Consider the following 21,775-nt stretch of genomic DNA (forward strand, 5'->3'; position numbering starts at 1 on the left):
TCTATGACAAAAATCGGCCGGATATTCAGCAATTTCCCAAGGGCCTTCTGGGTTGCCAACACCATGGAGCTTTTTGAACGATGGGCGTGGTACGGGATGTTCCTCGTCCTCCCTCTCTACCTGACTGGTTCAACCGACACAGGAGCGCTGGGCTTTTCCCAGGCGCAGAAAGGCCTGCTCACCGGTACCGTCGTCATGATCCTCTACTTTCTTCCAACCTTTACAGGCGCTATTGCTGATAGATTCGGCTATAAGAAAATCCTTATCCTTGCTTATATCATTCTTATAACCGGTTATTACATGATGGGTGTGGTAAGAAGCTACACCGCACTCTGGTTTGTTTTTCTTTACCTGGGTGTCGGAGCTGGATTGTTCAAGCCGGTCATTTCTGCCACCATTCGTAAAAGCACTAACGACAAAACGTCATCTATCGGCTTTGGCATCTTTTACATGATTGTCAATATCGGCGCTTTTGTCGGCCCCATTTTCGCGTCCAAATTGCGGGAAGTGAGCTGGGACCTGGTTTTTATCATGTCGGCAGCTGTAATTGGCATCAACCTTTTGCTGGTACTTTTCATTTTCCGGGAACCGCCATTGGAAAGGAAAAGCGAACCGCTGATGAAGTCAATCGTCAATATCTTCCGTAACATCGGTTCCGCGCTCAGTGATCTCAGGCTGCTCATTTTCCTCATCATCATCATTGGTTTCTGGGCCATGTACAACCAGCTTTTCTATACCCTGCCGGTTTTTATAGATCAGTGGCTCGACACCTCCCCTATTTACAATATATTGGATTCTGTTTCACCGTCATTGGCCAGGGCTATCGGCACTGAAAAAGGGACGATCGCCCCGGAAATGCTTACCAATATCGATGCTTTTTACATCGTAGTTTTCCAGGTACTGGTTTCCAGCCTGGTGATGCGCTTCAAACCGCTGAAAACCATGCTGGCCGGCATTTTTATCTGTGCCATCGGTATCGGGCTCTGGTTCGTTACGCTGAACCCTTTCTTCCTTTTCCTGTCTATTCTGATCTTTGCTTTTGGCGAAATGACCAGTTCTCCCAAGATCCTGGAATACGTTGGCCGGATTGCGCCGGAAGACAAGGTCGCTTTGTACATGGGCTGTTATTTTATTCCGATGGCAGGAGGAAATTTCCTGGCCGGCATCCTCTCGGGAAACGTTTACGGTCCCGTTGCAGACAAGATCACGCTTTTGCAGCGTGAGGTTGCCGCCAGGGGATTAAGTATCCCCGAAATTTCGGCCTCTTTTTCCCAGAATGAGTACGTTGCGCAAGCCGCAGCCCGGATGGGGATGACACCTCATGAACTGACACTCTTTCTTTGGAACACTTACCATCCTTCAAAAATCTGGATGATCTTCACCGGTATCGGCCTGCTGACCGTTGCGGCGTTATTTGTCTATAATTGGTTTTTAGGAAGAAATCCAGGGAAACAGGCTTATTGATCCCGTTTTCTGTAGATATGCCGGATTTCATGTATTTCTTGATCGGTAAGGGTAGTTTTCCAATAAGCGCCATCATCGTTTTCATCTTCATCTTCATTCCCATCATCATGCTTTTCTTCAAGTTCCCAGTCATAAACCTTGCGCTGCGGGCCTTCTTTCCGGTAATAAAATGCCATTGAAATCCCTGCGACGAGGCCAAAGAGATGCGATTCCCACGAAATATTCTCTTCAGGGAAGAATTCAGGAAAAATGCCCCAGATCAGGCTGCCATATAGAAATACCACGATCAGCGCCATCGCCATCAGGCCCGCATGACGACGAAGTATCCCGCTGACAAGAATGAAGGCTGCGAGACCATAAACTATACCGCTCGCACCGATATGGCAGGCTTCTCTTCCGCCAATCCAAACCCAGAAACCTGTAAAAAGCCAGATCAATACCAGGATACGAAATGCAATTTCCCGGTAAAAATAAAACAGCGCCGAACCCAGTATAATCATGGGAACTGAATTAGCGATGAGATGAGAAAAACCGCTGTGAATAAACGGTGTGGTGATTATTCCAACGAGGCCCTGCCATTTTAACGGATAGATGCCGAGGAAGGACAGATCGTACCCACCGATTGTCTGGATCAACCTGACGGCCCACATGATCAAAACTAACAGGGATGGGAAAACCAGGCTATGAATTATTCTTTTTTCGTCTTCTCTCATTATGAAAGGGAAACCTTGATATTGATGCGTAAAGCTAATCAAACCGGCATTAAAAATATCATTTTGCCGGACATTCATTACAAAAATGGCTCCAATGTCATTATCTGACAAAAGCAACAAGGTCATTCCGTTTTTTCAATCAGAATACTGACCGGCAGATGGTCGCTGAACCCATTGTTATAGCCAGGGCCTGAATAAGTGCGAAAAGGTTTATAACCGGTATAAGTCTCATCTGGCTCCATAAGAAAGCCGGCCCTGAATATCTCAGTTTTTTCGCTCACCAGTTTCAATCCATTATTTCCACTTATCAAGGAAGGTGAAACGAGGATCTGGTCAAAGACGCTCCAGCTCCCCTGGTGTTTTATCGTGCCTTCAATATCAGTCAATGAAGTTTTAACCGAAAGATTGATAAGGAGCGAATGACTGTCCGCACCTTCATTCACCAATATTTTATTCAGGACCTGAAGGCTTTCATCTCCGGGTTCATCATTAAAATCGCCCATGATAATGATATTGGAAGAAGGGATTGAAGATAAAAACTGCTTTACAGACACCGCCAGCATACTGGCTGCCGCCAGTCGCTTTGCATTTGATCCGCCCGCACCGCCGTAACGGGAAGGCCAGTGATTAACGTAGACATGAATAGTGTCATTTTTCCATATCCTGCCTTTCACCAGCAGGATTTCCCGTGTAGCCTCACCTCCGGGCAAAGGAACTTTCAACCAGGCAGATGAATCCGGCTCGAAAATGTCCGGGCGGTAAAGCATAGCCACATCAATTCCTCTCGCATCGGGCGATTCCCGGTGAATGATATGATAGCCTATCCTATTCAATGGCGTATCATAGATCAACCTGTTCAGCACGTCCCGGTTCTCGATTTCGCTTAGACCGATAACAGCCGGCATTTCTCCCTCACCCAGGGCCACAATAGTCTGGTAAATACGGACAATTTTACGACGAAAACGTTCATTCGTCCAGTTCTTGTCACCTTCCGGTAAAAATTCCTCATCATTTGTCAGGGAATCATTCCGGGTATCAAACAGGTTCTCCACATTGTAAAAGACAATTCGGGCCTGCTGAGCCTGCGTTTCAGCAATGATCAACCCAATCAATCCGGTCATAAGAAAAAATACTTTTTTCATAACATTGAAATCATTTGAATGCTGAGTCTATCCCGAATAAGCATTTTTTGCCACCAAAGCACTAAAACACAAAAATTCACCAAGGTTATTTACTTAATAATCATTGTTTTGTGAAATTTGGTGTCTTGGTGTTTTTGTGGCATTTAAAGTTATCTGCCAGTAAGAGTAGACTCTACTCTTTATATTTATCCGGTTTTTATCAAAATATACCCGGTTGGAATAAAATATTTTCAAGGGTGCAACTCTTTTCAGTATCATTTGTCTTATGAATCATAGATTATGTATTCTAAAAGATGAATTCAATCATTAACTGCATAACAAATGCGCCTTTCGATCGTTTATGCACGTATTAAACCAAACTATGAGGCTTAAACTAATTATTCTCCTGATCCTGTTTCCTATCATGACCATTTTTGCCGACGGAGAGTCAGACCCGTCTGTAAAACGTTACACGGTAAGTGGCCATGTGAAAGATGCTGAAACAGGAGAAGACCTCTTTGGCGCGTCCATTCTCGTTGCTGAGATTGGCACGGGTTCTGTCGCGAATGAATATGGTTTTTACTCCGTAAGCCTTCCCAAAGGGCAATATTCCCTTAGTTTCTCATACACGGGTTATGAATCGCAGATTCATAATGTCACAGTTGAAAAAGATATTGTTCTGGACATTCAGTTAAATCCTCTTTCTCAAACCTTAAAAGAAATTGAGATAAAAGCTGAGCGAACCGATGCAAATGTCAAAGCTCCGGAAATGAGCATCGTAAAAATGGATGTAAAGACCATCAACAAAATACCCGCCCTGATGGGTGAAGTAGATATTATCAAAGCGATCCAGCTTTTACCGGGGGTCCAGTCTGTCAGCGAAGGATCATCAGGATTCAGTGTCAGGGGTGGCAGCCCGGATCAGAACCTCATCCTGCTGGATGAAGCGACTGTTTATAACCCCTCACATTTCCTCGGTTTCTTTTCGGTTTTTAACAATAATGCCATTAAGGATGTTAAATTATATAAAGGCGATTTGCCGGCACAATATGGGGGAAGGTTAGCATCGGTGCTCGATGTCAGGATGAAAGACGGGAATCAGAAAAAGTTTTCAGGAACAGGCGGTATTGGGCTGATATCCAGCAGGCTGACCATTGAAGGGCCGATCATCAAAGACAGGACCTCGTTTATTGTCTCAGGAAGAAGGACTTACGCTGACCTTTTCCTGCCACTTTCCAAAAATGAAGGCGCTCAGGATAGCCGCCTTTATTTCTACGATTTTAACGCAAAGATCAATCATACTTTTAATGAGAATAACAGGATTTATCTTTCGGGGTATTTCGGCAGGGATGTTTTCAAAAATCCTTTTGCAAATATGAAGCTGGGAAATTCTACGGCAACAGCCAGATGGAACCATTTGTTCTCACAAAGGCTTTTCAGTAATTTCACAACGATTTATTCCCGCTATGAATACGGCCTGGGAACGGCCAATGAGAGTGATCCCAATTCATTTCTATGGATTTCCAAACTTCAGGATTACCAGGTTAAAGGTGATTTCACTTACTACCCAACTACAAATCATACGTTGAGATTTGGTTTCAGCAGCATCCTGCACATTTTTGACCCTGGAAAAGCCAAAGGAACCGGTGATGAAAGCATGTTTACAGGATATGCACTTGACCGGACCCACGCATTGGAAAGCGGGGTTTATATCAGCAACGATCAGGATATAGGCAGCCGGCTGACCCTGAAATACGGTCTCCGTTTTTCCCTGTTTCAAAATGTCGGACCAGCCACAGTTTACGGGTATGATCAATATTTCAAGCTGGCAGATTCCACCAAATACAGCCAGGGAGATTTTTATCACACTTACTCGGGTCTAGAGCCAAGACTTGGGATGACTTATGTTTTGGATGAGGTTTCTTCAGTAAAAGCAAGCTATTCTCACACATACCAATATTTGCAACTCGCTCAGAATTCAACGGCCGGAACCCCGCTCGACATCTGGTTTGCCGCCAGCCCAAACGTTAAACCTCAGGTTTCCGACCAGGTTGCTGCCGGTTATTTCAGGAACCTAAGGCGGAATACCATTGAAACTTCGGTGGAAGTTTACTATAAAAGCATGCGTAACGCCATTGATTTTAAGGATCATGCAACGTTATTGCTCAATAAACAACTGGAAGGCGAATTGCGTTTTGGTAAAGCATGGGCTTATGGCATTGAGTTGATGATTGCAGTTCCTGAAGGACGATTGAACGGATGGGTCAGTTATACCTACTCCCGGACCTGGAGGAAATTCAAGGACATCAACGATGGGAAAACTTATCCCGCGCCTTATGACTCGCCGCATGATGTATCTATAGTCATGAATTTTGAAGCCAGCCAGCGCATCAGTCTTTCAGCCAATTGGATTTATTCAACCGGAAAGCCGGTCACATTCCCCACCGGGAGAGCCGTCATCGATGGAGCCATAGTCCCCATCTATTCTGATCGGAATGCTTACAGGATAAAAGACTATCACCGGTTAGACCTGTCAGTTACCTTGCACCAGAAACCCAACGACCACAGGTTCAAATGGGATTTGATCTTTTCAGTTTATAATGCTTATAACCGCCATAATACCTGGGCCATTAACTTTGTTCAGGACGTTCAAAACCCTTACAAAACCTACGCTGAAATGACTTACCTGTTCGGTGTCATACCGGCTGTTACTTTTAACTTCAGATTTTAATCATGAGAAAGATATTTTTGATCATACCAGCTATTTTTATATTTCTTACGTCTTGCACCGAGCGCATTGACATTAAACTGGATGATTCCTTTACACGACTGGTTGTTTACGGTGCCATAACAACTGATACCACGCGGCATTATATCGAATTATCCACTACTTCCAGTTATTATTACAATGAAGCTCCGCCGCCTGTTACAGGTGCCAGCCTGGAAATCTCTGATGATCAGGGTAATACGGAAAGCCTTACAGAATTGGAACCCGGAAAATACGCGACTTCTCCCCTGTTCTTCGCCTTACCGGGAAGAACATATACCCTTAGAATTGAATTGGCAGGGGAGCTAAACGGACACAAAACTTATCTGGCAACTTCATCTGTTAACCCCATTTACCCGATTGATTCAATCGGATTAGTTTACCAGCCCGACTGGGGAGAAAAAGGTTTTTATGAAGTCACCTGTTACTACCAGGATCCCCCCACCAGGGACTTCTATATGTTTAACATTTTTAAAAACGGCGAAATGCTTACCGATACCATCAGAAACCGGTTTGTCATCGATGATGGATTCTTCAACGGTAATTATACCAATGGAATTGGCGTAGGTTTCCTCAATCAGGCAAACGAAAGGGAAGTGCTTAGGGTTGGCGACACAATTACTTTCCAGGGTTGCAACATTACCGAAGAATATTTTAATTTCGTCCAGACTCTGCAATCTGAAACCGGTTTTCAGAATCCGTTGTTCAGCGGCCCGCCGGCAAATGTCAAAAGCAATATCAGTAACGGCGCCGTAGGTTTTTTTGCTGCTTATGCAGTAGCCTATTCCAGAAAGGTTTTTCAACCTTAAAAAAATATTTCCCAACCGACCGGGTATATTTTTCATTTTTCCGGATAAACAAGAAAAAGGATTCATGTTTGTCCGGTATCATCGTGGGTTGGCCACCCGGATATTCCTCTTATTCTATTGAGTAAACGGACAAATTTGAATTTAGTTATTGATTCAAAAAAAATCTGGCTTACAATCTAATTTACTACACTGCTCTTCCTGTTTAATTATACAGGTTGATAATCATCGAATTACTCTTGATAACAGGAGCAGCGGCGCCGGTTCTTCCTTTCGGACAGCTTATCGGAAATATGTTGGGGTGGAATTGTTGGACTGCGAAAGTGGAAATATGCCCGGTTGCCGAAAAGGGCTGATAGAGTAGGCGAAATTGAAATTAAACCAACGGATTATGAAAAAAATACTTTTTACTTTTGTTATCCTTCTGGCTATAATAGCCAATGGACAAGCGCAGGAAAAGCTGAAGATCGGTGAAATAAAGAACGGTAAGTTCCAGGTCACCAATCCGGATGCTTTGAAAGCTTTCTTTATGAACAGCCTGGGAAATAGCGGAGCCTTGGGGAAAGATTTCCAGGTCAGCACAGCGCCGGAAGGCGACCGCTTCTTTGTTTATTACCCTGTATCCGGAAATAAGGATAAAGTGACAAATATAGGTGTGATGCTAGTTAAAATTAAGAATGATGCTTTTATTGTCGAAAATCCACCTGATCCCATCCCAAACGCACCCGGGGGTGGTGGAAGTGCCACATTTACATGCACCGGTAATCCATGTGAATCATGCACTCCTGATATTACATGGCCGATAGGGAATTGGATTCCATTGATCATGTGTAATTGTGAAGGTGGTGGCCATTGTAACATGTCAATCTCCTTCTCAATCAATATTAATATTGGTTTCTAAAATGATAATTTACTCAGTGTAAACTCTTTCAGATTGAAATATCGGATAAGATAAATTAATTAAAATCCTCTCTGAAGGAGTTTACACTTTCCTTTACCCAATTTAAGCTAATTAATATGAAAACACGGCTACTCCTGATCTTTCTTCTCTCTGCCAATGTGCTATTTTCCCAAGTAAGCAGTGAAAAGTCACAATCCGGAGATCCATTTCTAAATTCGGTCTTAAAAATATTCTTCCTCGAAAATATTTCCTATGAAGTCTCTTCCAAAAAAAAGGCATTATTTGACTTGGATACGGCATATTCTCAAGCAAAGGTTACAGTCAAAAAGCAAGGTGACTCCATCATCTTTTTACATATTATAAACTCTACCCAACAGGATGAATTACTGCTTTATAGTGATTCCGTATGGTACGTTCGTCATCAGGAAAAAGAATTGCGGTTTATTGGAAAAGGAATCGATGGTGCAGGTAGAAATTATTTATTGGAACATTTCCCTGTTAGTTTATACACTATAGATACACTAATTAATCAAGTGAACCCATTTTGGAGAATCATCAGAGAAAATGAACTATATAATTTGGTTTCAATTGACATTGCGACTAAACCAGAGGAGGTTTCTGACCTTCGGGTGGAAATCTTGATAAAGCATTCTGACAGCCTGATTTATTCAATGATACAAGATGTTGGTTTCAAGGGAATGACTGTCCGTCTTTTTCAAGAGGAAACCTTCCGGAATTATACTTTCCCTACGACTGATCAAGTCGTATTGCCTGCCTGTTTCAATGATTATAAGAAGATTATTCCAGACTATATAGCTATAGATGGACTTGAGAAATCACAATCGGATAGCGTGAAACAGGATATTTTTTTACAATCCATAGAACTGTATGATTTGGAAGAAAATCCTTTCAGACTGCCGGAAGAAGGATTGATCTTTTTCGATCTATGGTACGTAGGTTGTTTTCCCTGCATGAAAGCTGCACCGGTGATCGAAAAACTCTTCAATGAATATAAAGACAGTATTCATTTTTACAGTGTAAATGAAGTCGACTCCGACAAGGAAAAGATTAAGCGGTTTATGGACATGAAAAACATTTCATTTCCTGTGCTGCTTGGTGGCAAAGAAAAACTTGCCGTTAAGGTCAATGGCAGAAGTGGTTATCCGCTATTTATCCTGATGGATGCCCAAAGCGGCAAAGTATTATGGAAATTAGAAGGATATACGGAAAACCTTGAAGAACTTATAAAAAATGCCATCGACCAAAACCTTTGATGATTACCCGGCCATACTTTAATTATGTTCAGACCTTCAGGATATATATCACTTTTTGATGAAATCAATCTTAATAACAATTTCGTTTTTGCTGATATGGGCATATTCGCAAAGCCAGCCGGGTGCAACTGACCTGCAAAAACAACTGGATGAATTAAGATCCAGGATCAAAATACTGGAGAAAGAGAATGATAAACTGAAGTCGGAAAGCAGATCGAACGACAGTGTGGCTTATTGCACCTTGCGTTACGAAATATTCGAAGCTTTCACGAATGTTTCACAACTTGATTTCGATTTTAAGAATACAGCCGATAAAATTGCTGTAACCGGCTTGTTTACCAAGTTAATGCAGGCAAACAACCCGACCAGCGATATCCTCGGTTTCCGGTTCACTGAAATAATTTTTTCTGCCTCGGAAAAGCATTTTAAAGAGGCATTGAAAGATGAAGGAGATAAAAAAAGATTTTCGCAGGTCATCAGTAAAATCATTGATAATCCGGTTGTTTCCTCACTCGCTAATACTAATCCGGTCACTTCTGTTGTGGCGGCCATCATCAACATTGTTGCCGGTTTTACAACCTCACGGACTGAAGTTGAAAAAGAAGGTGGCCGGATCAAAGATGTCACTGTTGAACAGCAGGATGCTTTTGAGAATAGAGGAATTTCAGCCTTCCGAAATGAATTGAAGGAATACATTGACTTTTATGATGCGCTCATTATTGCTTCCTGTGATTACCTGGAAGGTCTTGATGCACTTAATAGAAAGTTCGCTAATCTCATCCAGTCGGTAACGGATTACAAAAAGGAACTCTACACTGAACTTGATTTCAAAGAAAGCAACCTGCTGATGCAACTGGCAAAGTTATTACCGGACCCTGCTGCAGATGGCATCAATTATAGCGGCATCATTCATGACCCTAAAATTCAGAAGAGCCAGCTTCTTGCAAGAAAATACCCGGTCCTGCAGCAGGCTGTCAGCTCTTTCAAAAAAGAATATAACACCCTCCTTTTTAATTTCTTATCGGATTATATCAAAACCCTGAAAACGGCCAGGGACTTCCCCAGCGGGGATATAGATAAAACTAAGACCGATGCCCTGGTTACTGATATTGAAACCTTTATCAACAGTCAGAAAGGCAAAGAACGGGAAGAGCTGGATGCATTCAGATAAAGTTTGAAACCCATTCTATGTATCTTTGTCACTAAAGTAGCTAAAACCAAAACTTTGGTTTCTAATTTCAAATTTCTATTTTCAAATTTCTAATTTTAATGATTACCATTATTGCCGATGATCACATCCCTTTCCTGAAAGGCGTTCTCGAACCTTTCGCAAAGATTATTTATACGAAAGGCGGCCAGATTGACCACAAACTCGCCCTGCAGGCTGACGGGTTGGTTATCCGGACAAGAACATTTTGTAATGCCAGCCTGCTGGAAGGAACACCGGTGAGGTTTATCGCCACGGCTACCATCGGTTTTGATCATATCGACACGGATTATTGTTCAAAAAAGGAGATCAGCTGGCATCATGCCCCCGGGTGCAATGCTTCGTCTGTCAGGCAATATCTGGCATCCGCCCTGGTCAATCTGGCATTAAGACATAAATTCAGCCTGCAGGGCAAGAAGATCGGTATTATTGGCGTAGGGCACGTCGGTAGCAAAATAGCCCAGCTTGCCAGTGCACTGGGCATGGTTCCCCTGCTCAATGACCCCCCCAGGGAAAGATCTGAAAATATAGGTGGTTTTGTATCCCTTGAAGAAATACAGGAAACCGCTGATATCATTACTTTCCATGTGCCCCTCACCCATGAAGGTCCGGATAAAACATATCACATGGCGGATAAGGAGTTTTTTAAAAAGCTCAGAAAAAAACCATTGCTCATTAATACCGCACGTGGCCCTGTTATCGATACTCATTTAGTTAAAGACACCGTCTGCAGAGGTGAAATTTCCGGATTTGCTGCCGATGTATGGGAAAATGAACCAAATCCTGACAGAGAACTGCTGGAAATAGCCGGCATTGCCACTCCCCACATCGCAGGTTATTCCGTGGAAGGCAAAGCAAACGGAACAGTTGCCTGCGTGCAGGCCGCCAGCCGCTTCTTCAACTTCGGAATTGATGATTGGTATCCATCGCCCCTACCACTTCCTGAAAATCCGCTGATTGAAATAAATGCCCGGGGCAATACAAATGAGCTGGTAATATTCGAATCTATTCTTGCAAGCTATGATGTTCGGCATGATGATGCCATCTTCCGGAAGGATCCTTCCCAATTCGAAAACCTCCGGAATCATTACCCGGTCAGACGCGAGTTTGGCGCATACCGGGTACATATTTCAAATTCAAGGACAGAACTTCTATCAATGCTGCATAAAATTGGATTTTCTTCGAGTTCTGAGTTCTGAGTTTTATCTTCTGTCTTTTGTCTTCTGTCTTCTGTCTTACGGTTTTTTAATTTTAATTTTTAATTTTGTCTGTTGTCATCTCAATTCACTATTTTTCACAACGTAACTATGCCCGAAAATGAGCAAACCGATTGTTGACCGTGCTGCCGACAATATCCGCATTTTATCCGCCGCCATGGTGGAGAAATCCAACTCCGGCCATCCTGGCGGAGCAATGGGAGGTGCTGATTACATCAACATCCTTTTCACTGAATTTCTGAATTTCGATCCGGATGATCCCACCTGGCCCTTGCGCGACCGATTTTTCCTCGATCCCGGCCACATGTCGCCCATGCTTTATTCCATCCTCCATCTGTGTGGATATTTCTCCACAGAAGACCTGCAAAATTTCCGGCAATGGAATAGCGTAACGCCAGGCCACCCTGAGCTTGACCTGCTCCGCGGGATTGAAAACACATCGGGGCCGCTGGGGCAGGGACATGTGATAGCAGTGGGAGCCGCTATTGCAGAGCGTTTCCTTGCTGCGCGCTTCGGGGAATGGATGTCACATAAAACCTTTGCCTATCTTTCCGACGGAAGCATAGAGGAAGAAATTTCCCAGGGAGCGGGTCGCATCGCGGGGTATCTGGGGTTAAATAACCTGATCATGTTTTACGATTCCAACGGTATCCAACTCTCCACAAAAGTCAATGAAGTTACCTGTGAAAATACAGCCGCGAAATACGAAGCCTGGGGCTGGTATGTGCAATCCATCAACGGCAACAATGCCGGTGAAATCAGGCAGGCTTTGCAGAATGCTGTGACCGGGAAACATCGTCCTTGTCTTATCATCGGTAAAACGATTATGGGTTTTGGGACCCTTTCGGAAGATGGTAAAAAAATGGAAGGCCTCGGTTCTACTCACGGACAACCACTTTCCAAAGCAGGGGCTTCTATTGAGAAAACTATCCTTAACCTGGGCGGCGATCCGGCAAGACCCTTCCAGGTATTCCCTGATGTCAAAGAATATTACACCCGGATTTTGAGCAAAAAAAGAGATCAGACTGATTCCAGGAAAGCCACACAGCATACATGGGAGGATCTTAATCCCGGACTAACTGCCACATGGAAAAAGTGTATCGCCAATGAACCGCCTTACATTGATTACAAAGCTATCCCCCTCAAACCTGATGCGGCAACCCGCAATACATCAGGGGATGTCCTTGCTTACTATTCAGCTCACTTAGGTAATATGATCGTAATGTCAGCCGACCTTTCGAACAGTGACAAGACAGAAGGATTTCTCAAATCATCCAAACCTTTTAAACCGGGTGACTTTACCGGCGGGTTCCTGAATGCAGGCGTTTCCGAGCTGACCATGGCCGCAATTGCAAACGGCATCGCCTTGCATGGAGGTATATTTGTGGCTTGCGGCACTTTCTTTGTTTTCTCGGATTATATGAAACCGGCCATACGCCTGGCTGCCCTGATGCGTTTACCGGTGAAATACGTTTTCACCCACGACTCTTTCCGTGTCGGAGAAGATGGCCCGACGCACCAGCCGGTGGAGCAAGAGATGCAGCTCCGGTTGCTGGAACAACTTAAAAATCACCACGGTGGTAACGGACTGCTGGTTCTTCGCCCCGCTGACGGCGCCGAAACTATTGCCGCCTGGAAGATGGCTGTGGAAAACACTAAAAGCCCTACTGCCCTGATACTGTCCCGCCAGAATATCAAAGATATCCCTGCCCTTCCCGGTGGTTCCCGCTTTGAACAAGCCGGGCAGATCTGCAAAGGGGCCTATATTGTCAGGGACACCAGTGGAAAGCCCGATATCATCATGCTGGCCAACGGATCGGAAGTATCTACGCTGGTGGAAAGCGCTGATCTGCTTGAAATAGAGAAAGGCATTCATGCCAGGGTTGTTTCGGCCCCTTCGGAAGGTTTGTTCCGCCTCCAGGATAAAGCGTATCAAATAAGTGTCATACCGGAAGATGTCCCTGTATTTGGACTTACAGCAGGACTTCCCGTCACCCTCCAGGGACTTGCAGGATGCAAAGGGAAGGTTTTCGGGCTTGACCACTTCGGCTTCTCCGCCCCTTACCAGGTCCTGGATGAAAAATTCGGATTTTCACCGGAGAACGTGGTGAATCAAGTGACAGAATTTTTGAAATTTGAAACTTGATATTTGGAATTCTTTAATCGAAAATTGAGTCCGTTCCTGATTTAAGAATAACCATATTCCTCATAGAACTTCCGGATGACAGAATCGAGGTCATCAAAAACCACATAATGATTTTTGCACCCGTTTCTTGAACAAACACTCACTCTTCCACCAACATCTGCATTAAAAGAAACCATAGGAGCATCGCAGATATCACAGGTAACATTTTTTCTCTTGAGATTCTCTTTGCAATGTGGGCAAGTTAATACAACTATTTCATTGTCAGGTATATGAAATTCTGAACTGTAATTATAATCTCCGTAAATCGAACTCAACCACATCGTTCCCTTTTGATTGTTGGAAGTTTCGATATGTAGTCTGATTCCTGGTTTATTATTGATGAGATGATTCCCGTCCATTAGCGATTCATCGCAATGAGGGCACCTGACTGATAATGCAATTACCTTTGTCATATTTCAGGATTTTATAGATTAATGATATCATGACCCTTTCCTAATGATTGTTTGAATTATTTTTCCATTTGCATCCCTGACCTTTACTTCCATTGGCATCTTTCCGGGCAAATGGTGAGTTGCGCAGGAAAAGCAAGGATCATATGCACGGAAAGCCATTTCGATTAAATTAAGTTTCCCTTCATCAACCTCTTCTCCAGGCCGGATCAGTTGCATTGCAGCCATTTTAATTGAAAGGCAGATTGCGCCGTTGTTGTTCGTGGTACCAACAATAAGATTAACCTTTTTAGTTATACCTTTTTCATCAGTAAAATAATGATGCGTGAGCGTACCTCGTTGCGCTTCCACTGTACCAACCCCTTCACCGACGATTTTCCCCAAAGGAGCTCTGAGGTCAGTGCCGGTAATATCCGGATCATGTGTAAGTTCCAGGCAGTGCTCGGCGGCATAGAGTAGCTCGATCAGCCTGGCCCAATGCATGGCCATAGTAAAATGGACAGGTTTGGTCCCGAAAGTATCAAACATTTTAGCATATTCCACGTTTGCGAGAGGTGTGGCCATACCATCAGCCACATTCAACCGCGATAAAGGTGTTGCCATGTATAGGCCTGATTGCTGACCTTCAATTAAACCTTTCCATCCGATTTGTTTCAAATACGGAAATTTTAAATAACTCCAGGATTCCACGTGCTCTTCGATGAAATCCAGGTAATCCTTCGGTTCATATTTGCATATTTCGTTTCCAACAGTATCAACTACTCTCACCTTGCCATCATAAAAATTAACATAATTATGCTCATCAACCAGGCCCATGGAATGCAATGTCAACCGGTAGGGGCCATTCGTAATAAGGTCAAGATAATCGGGATTGCCCAGCACAACATTCTCAAACAGTTGAAGACTAAATTTGGCAAAATCGACAAATCCTCTGGCTTTTTTCTCCACATCATCCCTCTCTTGTTCTGTTAATCCTTTTCTGACCCCACCCGGAATATTCATAACCACATGAGTCTGATGCCCTCCAAGTAAAGCCTGTATCTCCTGGGCAAATCTTCTTTGTTTGATCACCTCAGCCACGATTTCCTTTCCAACTTTTCCTATGACACCAAGAAGATTCCGCTCCATTGGAGGAGCCGTCGGGCCAACAATAAAATCAGGCGCAGCCAGAGCGTAAAAGTGAGCAATATGGCTGTGTACAAAGTGGGCCATATAAAATAACTCACGTAACTTTTTAGCCGTAGGTGGAGGAACCAGGCCGTATACAGCATCCAAGGCCTTTCCTGAGGCCATGTGATGGCAACCGGGACAAACGCCGCAGATTTTTGTAACAATTTGAGGCAATTCTTCAACTGGGCGTCCTTCACAGAACTTTTCAAATCCTCTCAATTCCGGCACCTGGAAAAAAGCGTTTTCGACATTACCATTATCATCCAGTAAAATTTCTATTTTACCGTGACCTTCCAATCGGGTGATCGGGTCAATTGTGATCTGTTTCATATAACCTTCCTCCGTAATATTGACGCAGGTAATGAAAATCTGTAAAAAGTTCCGGCCGGATCAGGAAATCCTTGTATAATCCGGGCAATTTCATCCGGGTCATCCGAATCAATCATCGTGGCAATAGCTGACATCATCTTCGCTCCCGGATCAATAACATCAGCCGGAGGCCCGTAACAGCCCCGGCAGGGTGCATTCCCTTTGATGCAACGCGTGCCACATCCGCTGCGGGTAGCTGGTCCCAGACAGATAACACCCTGTTCCAGGAAACAGGTTTCATGATCATCTTCAATTTCGTAACTCCTGAAAATCTGCCTGATCTTTTTATTATCGGATTTTTTCCGTTCACATTCTTCACATTGTGATTTTTCATTTGCCCCGATTACACTGCCTATTGGCGGCAATTCCGCACCAGAAAAAACCGCTTCAAGTACCTCCACCAGACGTTCGCTTTGAGGCGGACACCCGGGCATGAAATAATCAACCGGAACAACATCATTTAGCGTGTAAACATCCTTATAGAACTCCGGAAGACGTAAATGCAAACCTGCAATGTGTTGCTCAGTCAAAGGTCTGACCTTGTCCGGATTTACCGTTGATTCACATTCATCATATAACCTTTCAAATATTAAATCCTTATTAAAGAAATTAGCCAGTCCCGGAATCCCGCCCAAATGGGCACAAGTTCCATAAGCGATTAAAATTTTCGATTTCTGGCGAAGTACTTTAGCAAGATGTTCGTTCTCCGAATTCCTGATTGCTCCATTGAACAAAGTAATATCTATAAACTTATCCGGCATGGCTTCGACATCCTTGTATTTGACATCCAGGGCGATAGGCCAGAAAACCAGGTCAGCAGCTTCAACTACAGCGAAGAGCTTTTCATGAATATCCAGCACTGACACGCAACATCCACCGCAAGCAGCTCCCCAGTAAACAGCCAGCTTCAATTTGGCTTTTTCTTTTGAATCACTCATGTGCAACTTTTATTTTAGCGTTTTCGCAAACTTTACTTGGACCCAACGCTCTGATGGATTCCGTGTATTTATCCACAAGGGCGGCAAATTGTCTGCCTTCGCTGGCACTGATCCATTCCAGCGATAACCTTTCCTCCTCGATACCCATTTGGGTGATATATTTTTTAAGTAGATGATATCTTCTCAGGCACTTGTAATTACCTGACTGGTAATGGCAATCACCGGGATGACAGCCACAGATAAGAACCCCGTCGGCCCCTTCACGGAAAGCCTCCAGAACAAAGGTGGGTTCAATTCTCCCTGAACACATGACCCGGATGATCCGGACATTGGCTGCATATTTCATCCGGGATGTACCGGCAAGATCTGCACCTGTATAGGCACACCAATTACATAGAAATGCCAGAATGGTCGGTTGATAACTCATAAATTTATACCTCCATAAGTTCTTTTGATTTTACAATCAGTTCCCTGATTTCCGAGAGTATCTGCTGATCGGTAAAGTGCCTGCTCCTTATCGCCCCTGTCGGACATGAGGAGCCACAGGTGCCGCAACCCTTGCAAAGGATTTCATTAACCCTTGAGACCTTTTTATCCATATCATAACTTATCGCAGTATAGGGACATAAGCTGATACAAGTCTGACATCCGCAACAAATTTCTTCGTTAACTGATGCAGTTGTGACCTCGACATTCATCTTTCCAAGGCTGATGTTGGCAAGAATCCTGGCAGTGGCTGCTCTCGCCTGCGCTACTGTATTTGGGATATCCTTCGGCGCCTGGCAGCTTCCCACAATGAATACACCATCTGTGGTTGTGGCTACCGGATCAAGTTTAGGGTGCTTTTCGATGTAAAATTCATTACTGCACATGGCTATTCCGGTCATGTGTGCAACGCTTTTCGCCGTATCATGAGCCTCCATAGCCACCATCAGGATGATCAAATCGGCCGGTACCAGGACCTGCTCGCCGGTTAATTTCTCGTCAACCTCAACAACAAGGTTGGGATATTCATTCCTGGCTCCTTTGCGGATCAAGGGAAGGCCATCATTTTGATTAAACATTAAAAAAAGCACGTTTTTTCTTGAAGTATCCCGGTATAATTCCTCGCAACCTTTGCCATATGACCTCATGTCAGCATATAGCTGGTAAATAGAAGCATGTGGCAAGGCTGATCTGATCTGGTTGGAGTATTTCAACGCCGTGGAGCAACAGGTTCTTGAACAGTATTCATGGTAATGCGAATTACGGCTTCCGACACAATGGATGATCACAACATTTTTCGGTTCATCTCCCCTGCTGGTGACAATCCTGCCTCTCTTGAGCATGTTTTCAAATTGAAAAGATGTAATGACATTGGGATACTTAGTATACCCATATTGGGGAATGATTGACGGATCAAATGGCTTTAACCCTGTTGCTATAACAATATGACCAAACTCCAGCTTAACTTCCTCCTCCTGATAATTAAAGCTGGTTTCAAAATTTCCGATATATCCGTAAACCTCTTCAAGATTGGTATTCAGAAATACCCGGATGTTAGGAAGGTTGAGTACCCTGTCGATGACCGAGCGAATGACCTGCTGGGTGCTGTCGAAATATGGAAACGTCAGGTCGACTTCTGCTACGATACCTCCAAGATGTTCTGACTTTTCGATTAGAAAAGCCTGCTTCCCCGCATCTGCGATTTCAAGAGCCGCGGTCATACCGGCAATTCCTCCGCCAACGATGAGGGTTGAAGGCTTAATATCAACCAATCGTTTGTCAAGCGCCTCATGCCACCTGACCCGGTGCACTGCCGCTGCTACAAGGGCTATGGCTTTCTGTGTCGCTTCACTTCTGTCATTATGAACCCATGAAACCTGTTCCCTTATATTGGCCATCTCCAATAAATAGGGATTCAAACCGGCATGTTCAAGGGCTTTTCGGAAAGTAAACTCATGGATGCGGGGCGAACAAGCAGCAACCACTATCCTATTCAGCTTGAACTCCTTGATATCATTGACTATCTGATCTTGTCCCGGGTCAGAACACATGTATTGATAATTACGCGCTACGGTGACATCTTGGATCTTAGAAATGTGAGATGACACCTCTTCAACATCAACCATCCTGGCGATGTTGGACCCGCACCAGCATACATACACCCCTATTCGCTTTTCAGCCATATTGATTCAATTTATACAGTTGCAAGTGAATTCTGAATAACCATTTCTGTCCTCGCTTTCTTTTTCAAACGATACAAATAAATAGCAAAAGGCCGGTAGGCAAGATGCGACCATTTCGAGAAAGGAACCTCGATTACGATCATGGGAACGAGAATCGCCATATGTATGACATAGGTAAAGTAAGTGGTCACAGGTATCCCGCTTAGCCTGAAAAAATGAAGTACTATCCCTGAAATAGTAGTCAGGCCTAGCATGACAATGAATAACCAGTCAGAAGCATGAGAATATTTGAATTTATAGTCCTTTTTAATAATACGCTGGTAAGTGGCGATCCCCAGAAAGAAAAGAATTCCAAAAGTGGCATAATATCCGAGAAGGCGCTGCCAATGATACCATGCATAAACCTCTTCTGTCTGAAATCGTTTTAACATGGCTACAATAAAAATGAACATCATAGTATAACCGGACATAAGAAGGAAATGGCCAAACCAGTATTTCCGGCGATCGCAATGATAAAACTTGTTTTGTGTTACAAAATGGTAAATAAGTGACCAGGCTTCTGTAAAATAGGCATAAAATGGAACCTTGTACTTTTTATCCCTGAGTATTGACAGGATAAACATCCTGATAATATTGGAAATCAGGATGCCTCCAATGATAATGGCCATGATCCAATCAGACCACTCAATGATTTTAACAAATTGATCCGCGGATATGCCTGCTACCAGGCTATTGATCATTACACCGCCTTGTGAATTAATAAAATTCGCAGGATTTGAGAACATATCACGGTTAGGTGGCAGAAAAATGGCAAATGCCGCTAGAACCAGCATAAAAAAGGTTAATACCACACCAACTTCCCAGAACTTCGAGGTGTAAAATTTACGCGACAATCCCGTCCAGTCATAAAGTGAAGTCAGGTAACGCCGCATTGACATCATGATCTCTGCCGGGTTGGCATCCCGCGGGCAGGATTCGGAACATTCCCCGCAATAATAGCACAGCCAGGGGTCAAGATTTGCCACCATACTGTCTTTTAACCCAAGTTGTGCCTGCTTGATGACCTTCCTTGGAAAAAGAAAGCCTTCTTCGGTCAGCTTGCAAATCGCACTGCAATTGCCACAGTTAAAGCAATCATTCCAATCTCTTACGCCAAACTTCAGCAGATCAAGCTTAACCTGGTCGTTAACTAATTGGCTCATAATACTTCCTCCTTTTTTTCAATCATCCTTTTTAACCTGGGTATTATTTCTTCAGGATAAACATCCTTAATAGGTCTGTTGATCTTTCCTTTAATAATACTTTGAAGCACCCGTGAAGCTGCAGCGGAAGCCTGGGCGACGGTATCGGGAATATCTTTAGGCCCCTGGCAGGTTCCGGCGATATGAATACCTGAAACATGGGTATCAACAGGATTATTCAAATAATTACTCTCCACATACCATCCGTATTCATCCACCGGAATACCCAGCATTTCACTCAACCATTCATATCCTTCACTCGGTTCCAGGCCAACTGAAAGGATAACCATGTCGACCTCCTGCCAGACAATCTTTTGACCTTCAATATCTTCTGTCCTGATGAACAGTTTGTCACCGGAAGGAAGAACCCTGGCAGCTTTTCCGCGTTGAATGTGGATGCCTTCCTTTTTCACCCGTTCGTAAAATTCTTCATACCCCTTCCCGTAAGCCCTCATATCAATGAAGTACTCATAAATAGAAGCTTCAGGTAATTTTTCCCTGGCAAGATGGGCCATTTTAAGTGAGTACATGCAACAAACCCTTGAGCAATATTTGTTATAATGCTCGTCACGGCTGCCAATACAATGTATAAAGGCAATGCTTTTTGGCTCTTCATTTTCCGGGGAAAACACCCAATTGCCTTTTTTATCTTTCGATCTGAATTTGATCATTCCACCAGTAGGGCCGGAAGCATTGAGTAATCGCTCAAACTCCAGAGATGTCAATACATTTGGAAATTTACCATAGCCATAATTTTCAATTCTGCGTGCATCAAAAGTCTTGAATCCGGTTGCAATGATGATGTTTCCTACTGCAAATTCAACCTCATGATCTTCTTCATCAAGGTTGATACAACCCGGAACTGGGCATACCTTGACACAAACACCACATTTACCGTTTTCAACATAAGTACAATGCTCCGGATCAATCAGGTATTTATTTGGAACTGCCTGAGGAAATGGTATATAAATGGCTTTCCTCAAAGTCGTTGCAGCATCAAACTCACTGGGAGCAGTTCTCGGACATTTTTCCGCGCAGGTGCCACATCCGATGCAGGCCGACAGGCTAACACGCCGGGCTTTCTTTAAAACTCTTACAGTAAAATTCCCCGCTTTTCCACTGATAAAAGAAATCATTGAATTAGTAAGAATCTCAATATTAGCATGTTGACCCACTTCAACCATCTTAGGAGTCAAAATGCAAGCGGCACAATCCAACGTTGGGAAGGTTTTGTCAAACATTGCCATATGTCCGCCGATGGTTCCCGATTTTTCGACAAGATAAACCTTGTTTTTACTATTCCCGATTTCCAGCGCAGCCTGGATACCGGCAATACCACCGCCAATCACTAGTGTAGCAGCATGGACCGGAGCTTCTTCAGGCGGATAAACCGATGATAAATCCACACCAAAAAGCCCGCATATTATGACTGAGGCTGCAAAAGGTGCGCTGCTTTTTTTGAATATGCCATATTCCCGGAAATTAAGCAGAACAACGTCCTGGATGTCAAGACCTGCCATCAACATAGATTTTGTAAGAAATGTTTTGTAAAAGCCGACATTGTGGCCCGCAACTAAAATCCGTTTCACCTGAAGATTTCTGATCTGTTTTGCCATCGCTGCAGGATCGTAGACAGGCACTGTTTTTTCGTTCCACACCGGTCCGGTTTCTATTACCTTATGAAGTTCCACAACAACATCTTCCTGTCTCAAGCTGTCAGCGCTTCCATTGAACATGCTTCCGAAAAATATGGCTGATGACCTTGGATTTATCATTATGCTGAAATTTTAATAGTGAATTTACACGAGATTAAAAGCGAGCAAG

Annotated in this window: 17 protein-coding genes; 8 read left to right on the forward strand and 9 right to left on the reverse strand. The window is 43.7% G+C overall.

The window, feature by feature from the left end:
• Window positions 1-3: 3 nt before the first annotated feature.
• On the forward strand, window positions 4-1,464 hold the full coding sequence (locus M0Q51_07445; protein MCK9399815.1) for an MFS transporter: 1,461 nt from the start codon (window positions 4-6) through the stop codon (window positions 1,462-1,464).
• Here the strand turns inward: M0Q51_07445 and M0Q51_07450 are convergent.
• Window positions 1,458-2,177 (reverse strand): rhomboid family intramembrane serine protease, encoded by a 720-nt coding sequence (locus tag M0Q51_07450; protein ID MCK9399816.1) that lies wholly within the window; start codon window positions 2,175-2,177, stop codon window positions 1,458-1,460. The two genes, M0Q51_07445 and M0Q51_07450, sit on opposite strands and share 7 nt — an antisense overlap.
• A 122-nt stretch (window positions 2,178-2,299) precedes the next feature.
• Window positions 2,300-3,319 (reverse strand): endonuclease, encoded by a 1,020-nt coding sequence (locus M0Q51_07455; GenBank protein ID MCK9399817.1) that lies wholly within the window; start codon window positions 3,317-3,319, stop codon window positions 2,300-2,302.
• A gap of 361 nt (window positions 3,320-3,680) precedes the next feature.
• Between M0Q51_07455 and M0Q51_07460 the strand changes: the two genes are divergently transcribed.
• The 7 genes from M0Q51_07460 (at window position 3,681) to M0Q51_07490 (ending at window position 13,616) form a co-directional block, all read left to right on the forward strand.
• On the forward strand, window positions 3,681-6,029 hold the full coding sequence (locus M0Q51_07460; protein MCK9399818.1) for a TonB-dependent receptor: 2,349 nt from the start codon (window positions 3,681-3,683) through the stop codon (window positions 6,027-6,029).
• A gap of 2 nt (window positions 6,030-6,031) precedes the next feature.
• Window positions 6,032-6,874 carry a DUF4249 domain-containing protein gene (locus tag M0Q51_07465; GenBank protein MCK9399819.1) on the forward strand — a complete coding sequence of 281 codons (843 nt, stop codon included), beginning with the start codon at window positions 6,032-6,034 and terminating at the stop codon, window positions 6,872-6,874.
• 388 nt (window positions 6,875-7,262) lie between these two features.
• Window positions 7,263-7,772 (forward strand): hypothetical protein, encoded by a 510-nt coding sequence (locus tag M0Q51_07470; protein MCK9399820.1) that lies wholly within the window; start codon window positions 7,263-7,265, stop codon window positions 7,770-7,772.
• Between the two features lie 116 nt (window positions 7,773-7,888).
• A complete protein-coding gene (locus M0Q51_07475) occupies window positions 7,889-9,046 on the forward strand; it encodes a TlpA family protein disulfide reductase (protein MCK9399821.1) in 1,158 nt (385 codons plus the stop codon).
• Between the two features lie 58 nt (window positions 9,047-9,104).
• Window positions 9,105-10,217, forward strand: coding sequence for a hypothetical protein (locus M0Q51_07480; protein MCK9399822.1), 1,113 nt, complete (start codon window positions 9,105-9,107; stop codon window positions 10,215-10,217).
• Between the two features lie 98 nt (window positions 10,218-10,315).
• Entirely contained in the window at window positions 10,316-11,452 is a 1,137-nt protein-coding gene (locus M0Q51_07485; GenBank protein ID MCK9399823.1) for a 4-phosphoerythronate dehydrogenase, read from the forward strand.
• Window positions 11,453-11,570: 118 nt separating this feature from the next.
• The gene (locus M0Q51_07490) at window positions 11,571-13,616 is read left to right on the forward strand and encodes a transketolase (GenBank protein ID MCK9399824.1); all 2,046 of its coding nucleotides are present in this window, start codon (window positions 11,571-11,573) and stop codon (window positions 13,614-13,616) included.
• Between the two features lie 41 nt (window positions 13,617-13,657).
• Here the strand turns inward: M0Q51_07490 and M0Q51_07495 are convergent, their stop codons facing one another.
• From M0Q51_07495 to M0Q51_07525, 7 genes are read right to left on the reverse strand one after another with little or no spacing between them, the layout of a single operon-like run.
• On the reverse strand, window positions 13,658-14,068 hold the full coding sequence (locus tag M0Q51_07495) for a hypothetical protein (protein MCK9399825.1): 411 nt from the start codon (window positions 14,066-14,068) through the stop codon (window positions 13,658-13,660).
• Window positions 14,069-14,095: 27 nt separating this feature from the next.
• Window positions 14,096-15,565, reverse strand: coding sequence for a Ni/Fe hydrogenase subunit alpha (locus M0Q51_07500; protein ID MCK9399826.1), 1,470 nt, complete (start codon window positions 15,563-15,565; stop codon window positions 14,096-14,098).
• Window positions 15,562-16,542, reverse strand: coding sequence for a F420-nonreducing hydrogenase (locus tag M0Q51_07505; GenBank protein MCK9399827.1), 981 nt, complete (start codon window positions 16,540-16,542; stop codon window positions 15,562-15,564). The genes M0Q51_07500 and M0Q51_07505 overlap by 4 nt, the downstream gene beginning before the upstream one ends.
• The gene (locus M0Q51_07510; protein ID MCK9399828.1) at window positions 16,535-16,969 is read right to left on the reverse strand and encodes a hydrogenase iron-sulfur subunit; all 435 of its coding nucleotides are present in this window, start codon (window positions 16,967-16,969) and stop codon (window positions 16,535-16,537) included. The genes M0Q51_07505 and M0Q51_07510 overlap by 8 nt, the downstream gene beginning before the upstream one ends.
• A gap of 4 nt (window positions 16,970-16,973) precedes the next feature.
• On the reverse strand, window positions 16,974-18,710 hold the full coding sequence (locus M0Q51_07515; protein MCK9399829.1) for a CoB--CoM heterodisulfide reductase iron-sulfur subunit A family protein: 1,737 nt from the start codon (window positions 18,708-18,710) through the stop codon (window positions 16,974-16,976).
• Window positions 18,711-18,721: 11 nt separating this feature from the next.
• On the reverse strand, window positions 18,722-19,912 hold the full coding sequence (locus M0Q51_07520; GenBank protein MCK9399830.1) for a 4Fe-4S dicluster domain-containing protein: 1,191 nt from the start codon (window positions 19,910-19,912) through the stop codon (window positions 18,722-18,724).
• The gene (locus M0Q51_07525; protein MCK9399831.1) at window positions 19,909-21,726 is read right to left on the reverse strand and encodes a CoB--CoM heterodisulfide reductase iron-sulfur subunit A family protein; all 1,818 of its coding nucleotides are present in this window, start codon (window positions 21,724-21,726) and stop codon (window positions 19,909-19,911) included. The genes M0Q51_07520 and M0Q51_07525 overlap by 4 nt, the downstream gene beginning before the upstream one ends.
• Window positions 21,727-21,775: the final 49 nt, after the last annotated feature.

The organism is Bacteroidales bacterium (assembly GCA_023229505.1).
Taxonomy (GTDB): Bacteria; Bacteroidota; Bacteroidia; order Bacteroidales; family JAGOPY01; genus JAGOPY01.

Excerpts from the sequence above, each read along its gene's own strand:
- M0Q51_07445 (MCK9399815.1), top strand. The coding sequence starts at position 4 with ATGACAAAAATCGGCCGGATATTCAGCAATTTCCCAAGGGCCTTCTGG.
- M0Q51_07450 (MCK9399816.1), bottom strand. The coding sequence starts at position 2,177 with ATGAGAGAAGACGAAAAAAGAATAATTCATAGCCTGGTTTTCCCATCC.
- M0Q51_07455 (MCK9399817.1), bottom strand. The coding sequence starts at position 3,319 with ATGAAAAAAGTATTTTTTCTTATGACCGGATTGATTGGGTTGATCATT.
- M0Q51_07460 (MCK9399818.1), top strand. The coding sequence starts at position 3,681 with ATGAGGCTTAAACTAATTATTCTCCTGATCCTGTTTCCTATCATGACC.
- M0Q51_07465 (MCK9399819.1), top strand. The coding sequence starts at position 6,032 with ATGAGAAAGATATTTTTGATCATACCAGCTATTTTTATATTTCTTACG.
- M0Q51_07470 (MCK9399820.1), top strand. The coding sequence starts at position 7,263 with ATGAAAAAAATACTTTTTACTTTTGTTATCCTTCTGGCTATAATAGCC.
- M0Q51_07475 (MCK9399821.1), top strand. The coding sequence starts at position 7,889 with ATGAAAACACGGCTACTCCTGATCTTTCTTCTCTCTGCCAATGTGCTA.
- M0Q51_07480 (MCK9399822.1), top strand. The coding sequence starts at position 9,105 with ATGAAATCAATCTTAATAACAATTTCGTTTTTGCTGATATGGGCATAT.
- M0Q51_07485 (MCK9399823.1), top strand. The coding sequence starts at position 10,316 with ATGATTACCATTATTGCCGATGATCACATCCCTTTCCTGAAAGGCGTT.
- M0Q51_07490 (MCK9399824.1), top strand. The coding sequence starts at position 11,571 with ATGAGCAAACCGATTGTTGACCGTGCTGCCGACAATATCCGCATTTTA.
- M0Q51_07495 (MCK9399825.1), bottom strand. The coding sequence starts at position 14,068 with ATGACAAAGGTAATTGCATTATCAGTCAGGTGCCCTCATTGCGATGAA.
- M0Q51_07500 (MCK9399826.1), bottom strand. The coding sequence starts at position 15,565 with ATGAAACAGATCACAATTGACCCGATCACCCGATTGGAAGGTCACGGT.
- M0Q51_07505 (MCK9399827.1), bottom strand. The coding sequence starts at position 16,542 with ATGAGTGATTCAAAAGAAAAAGCCAAATTGAAGCTGGCTGTTTACTGG.
- M0Q51_07510 (MCK9399828.1), bottom strand. The coding sequence starts at position 16,969 with ATGAGTTATCAACCGACCATTCTGGCATTTCTATGTAATTGGTGTGCC.
- M0Q51_07515 (MCK9399829.1), bottom strand. The coding sequence starts at position 18,710 with ATGGCTGAAAAGCGAATAGGGGTGTATGTATGCTGGTGCGGGTCCAAC.
- M0Q51_07520 (MCK9399830.1), bottom strand. The coding sequence starts at position 19,912 with ATGAGCCAATTAGTTAACGACCAGGTTAAGCTTGATCTGCTGAAGTTT.
- M0Q51_07525 (MCK9399831.1), bottom strand. The coding sequence starts at position 21,726 with ATGATAAATCCAAGGTCATCAGCCATATTTTTCGGAAGCATGTTCAAT.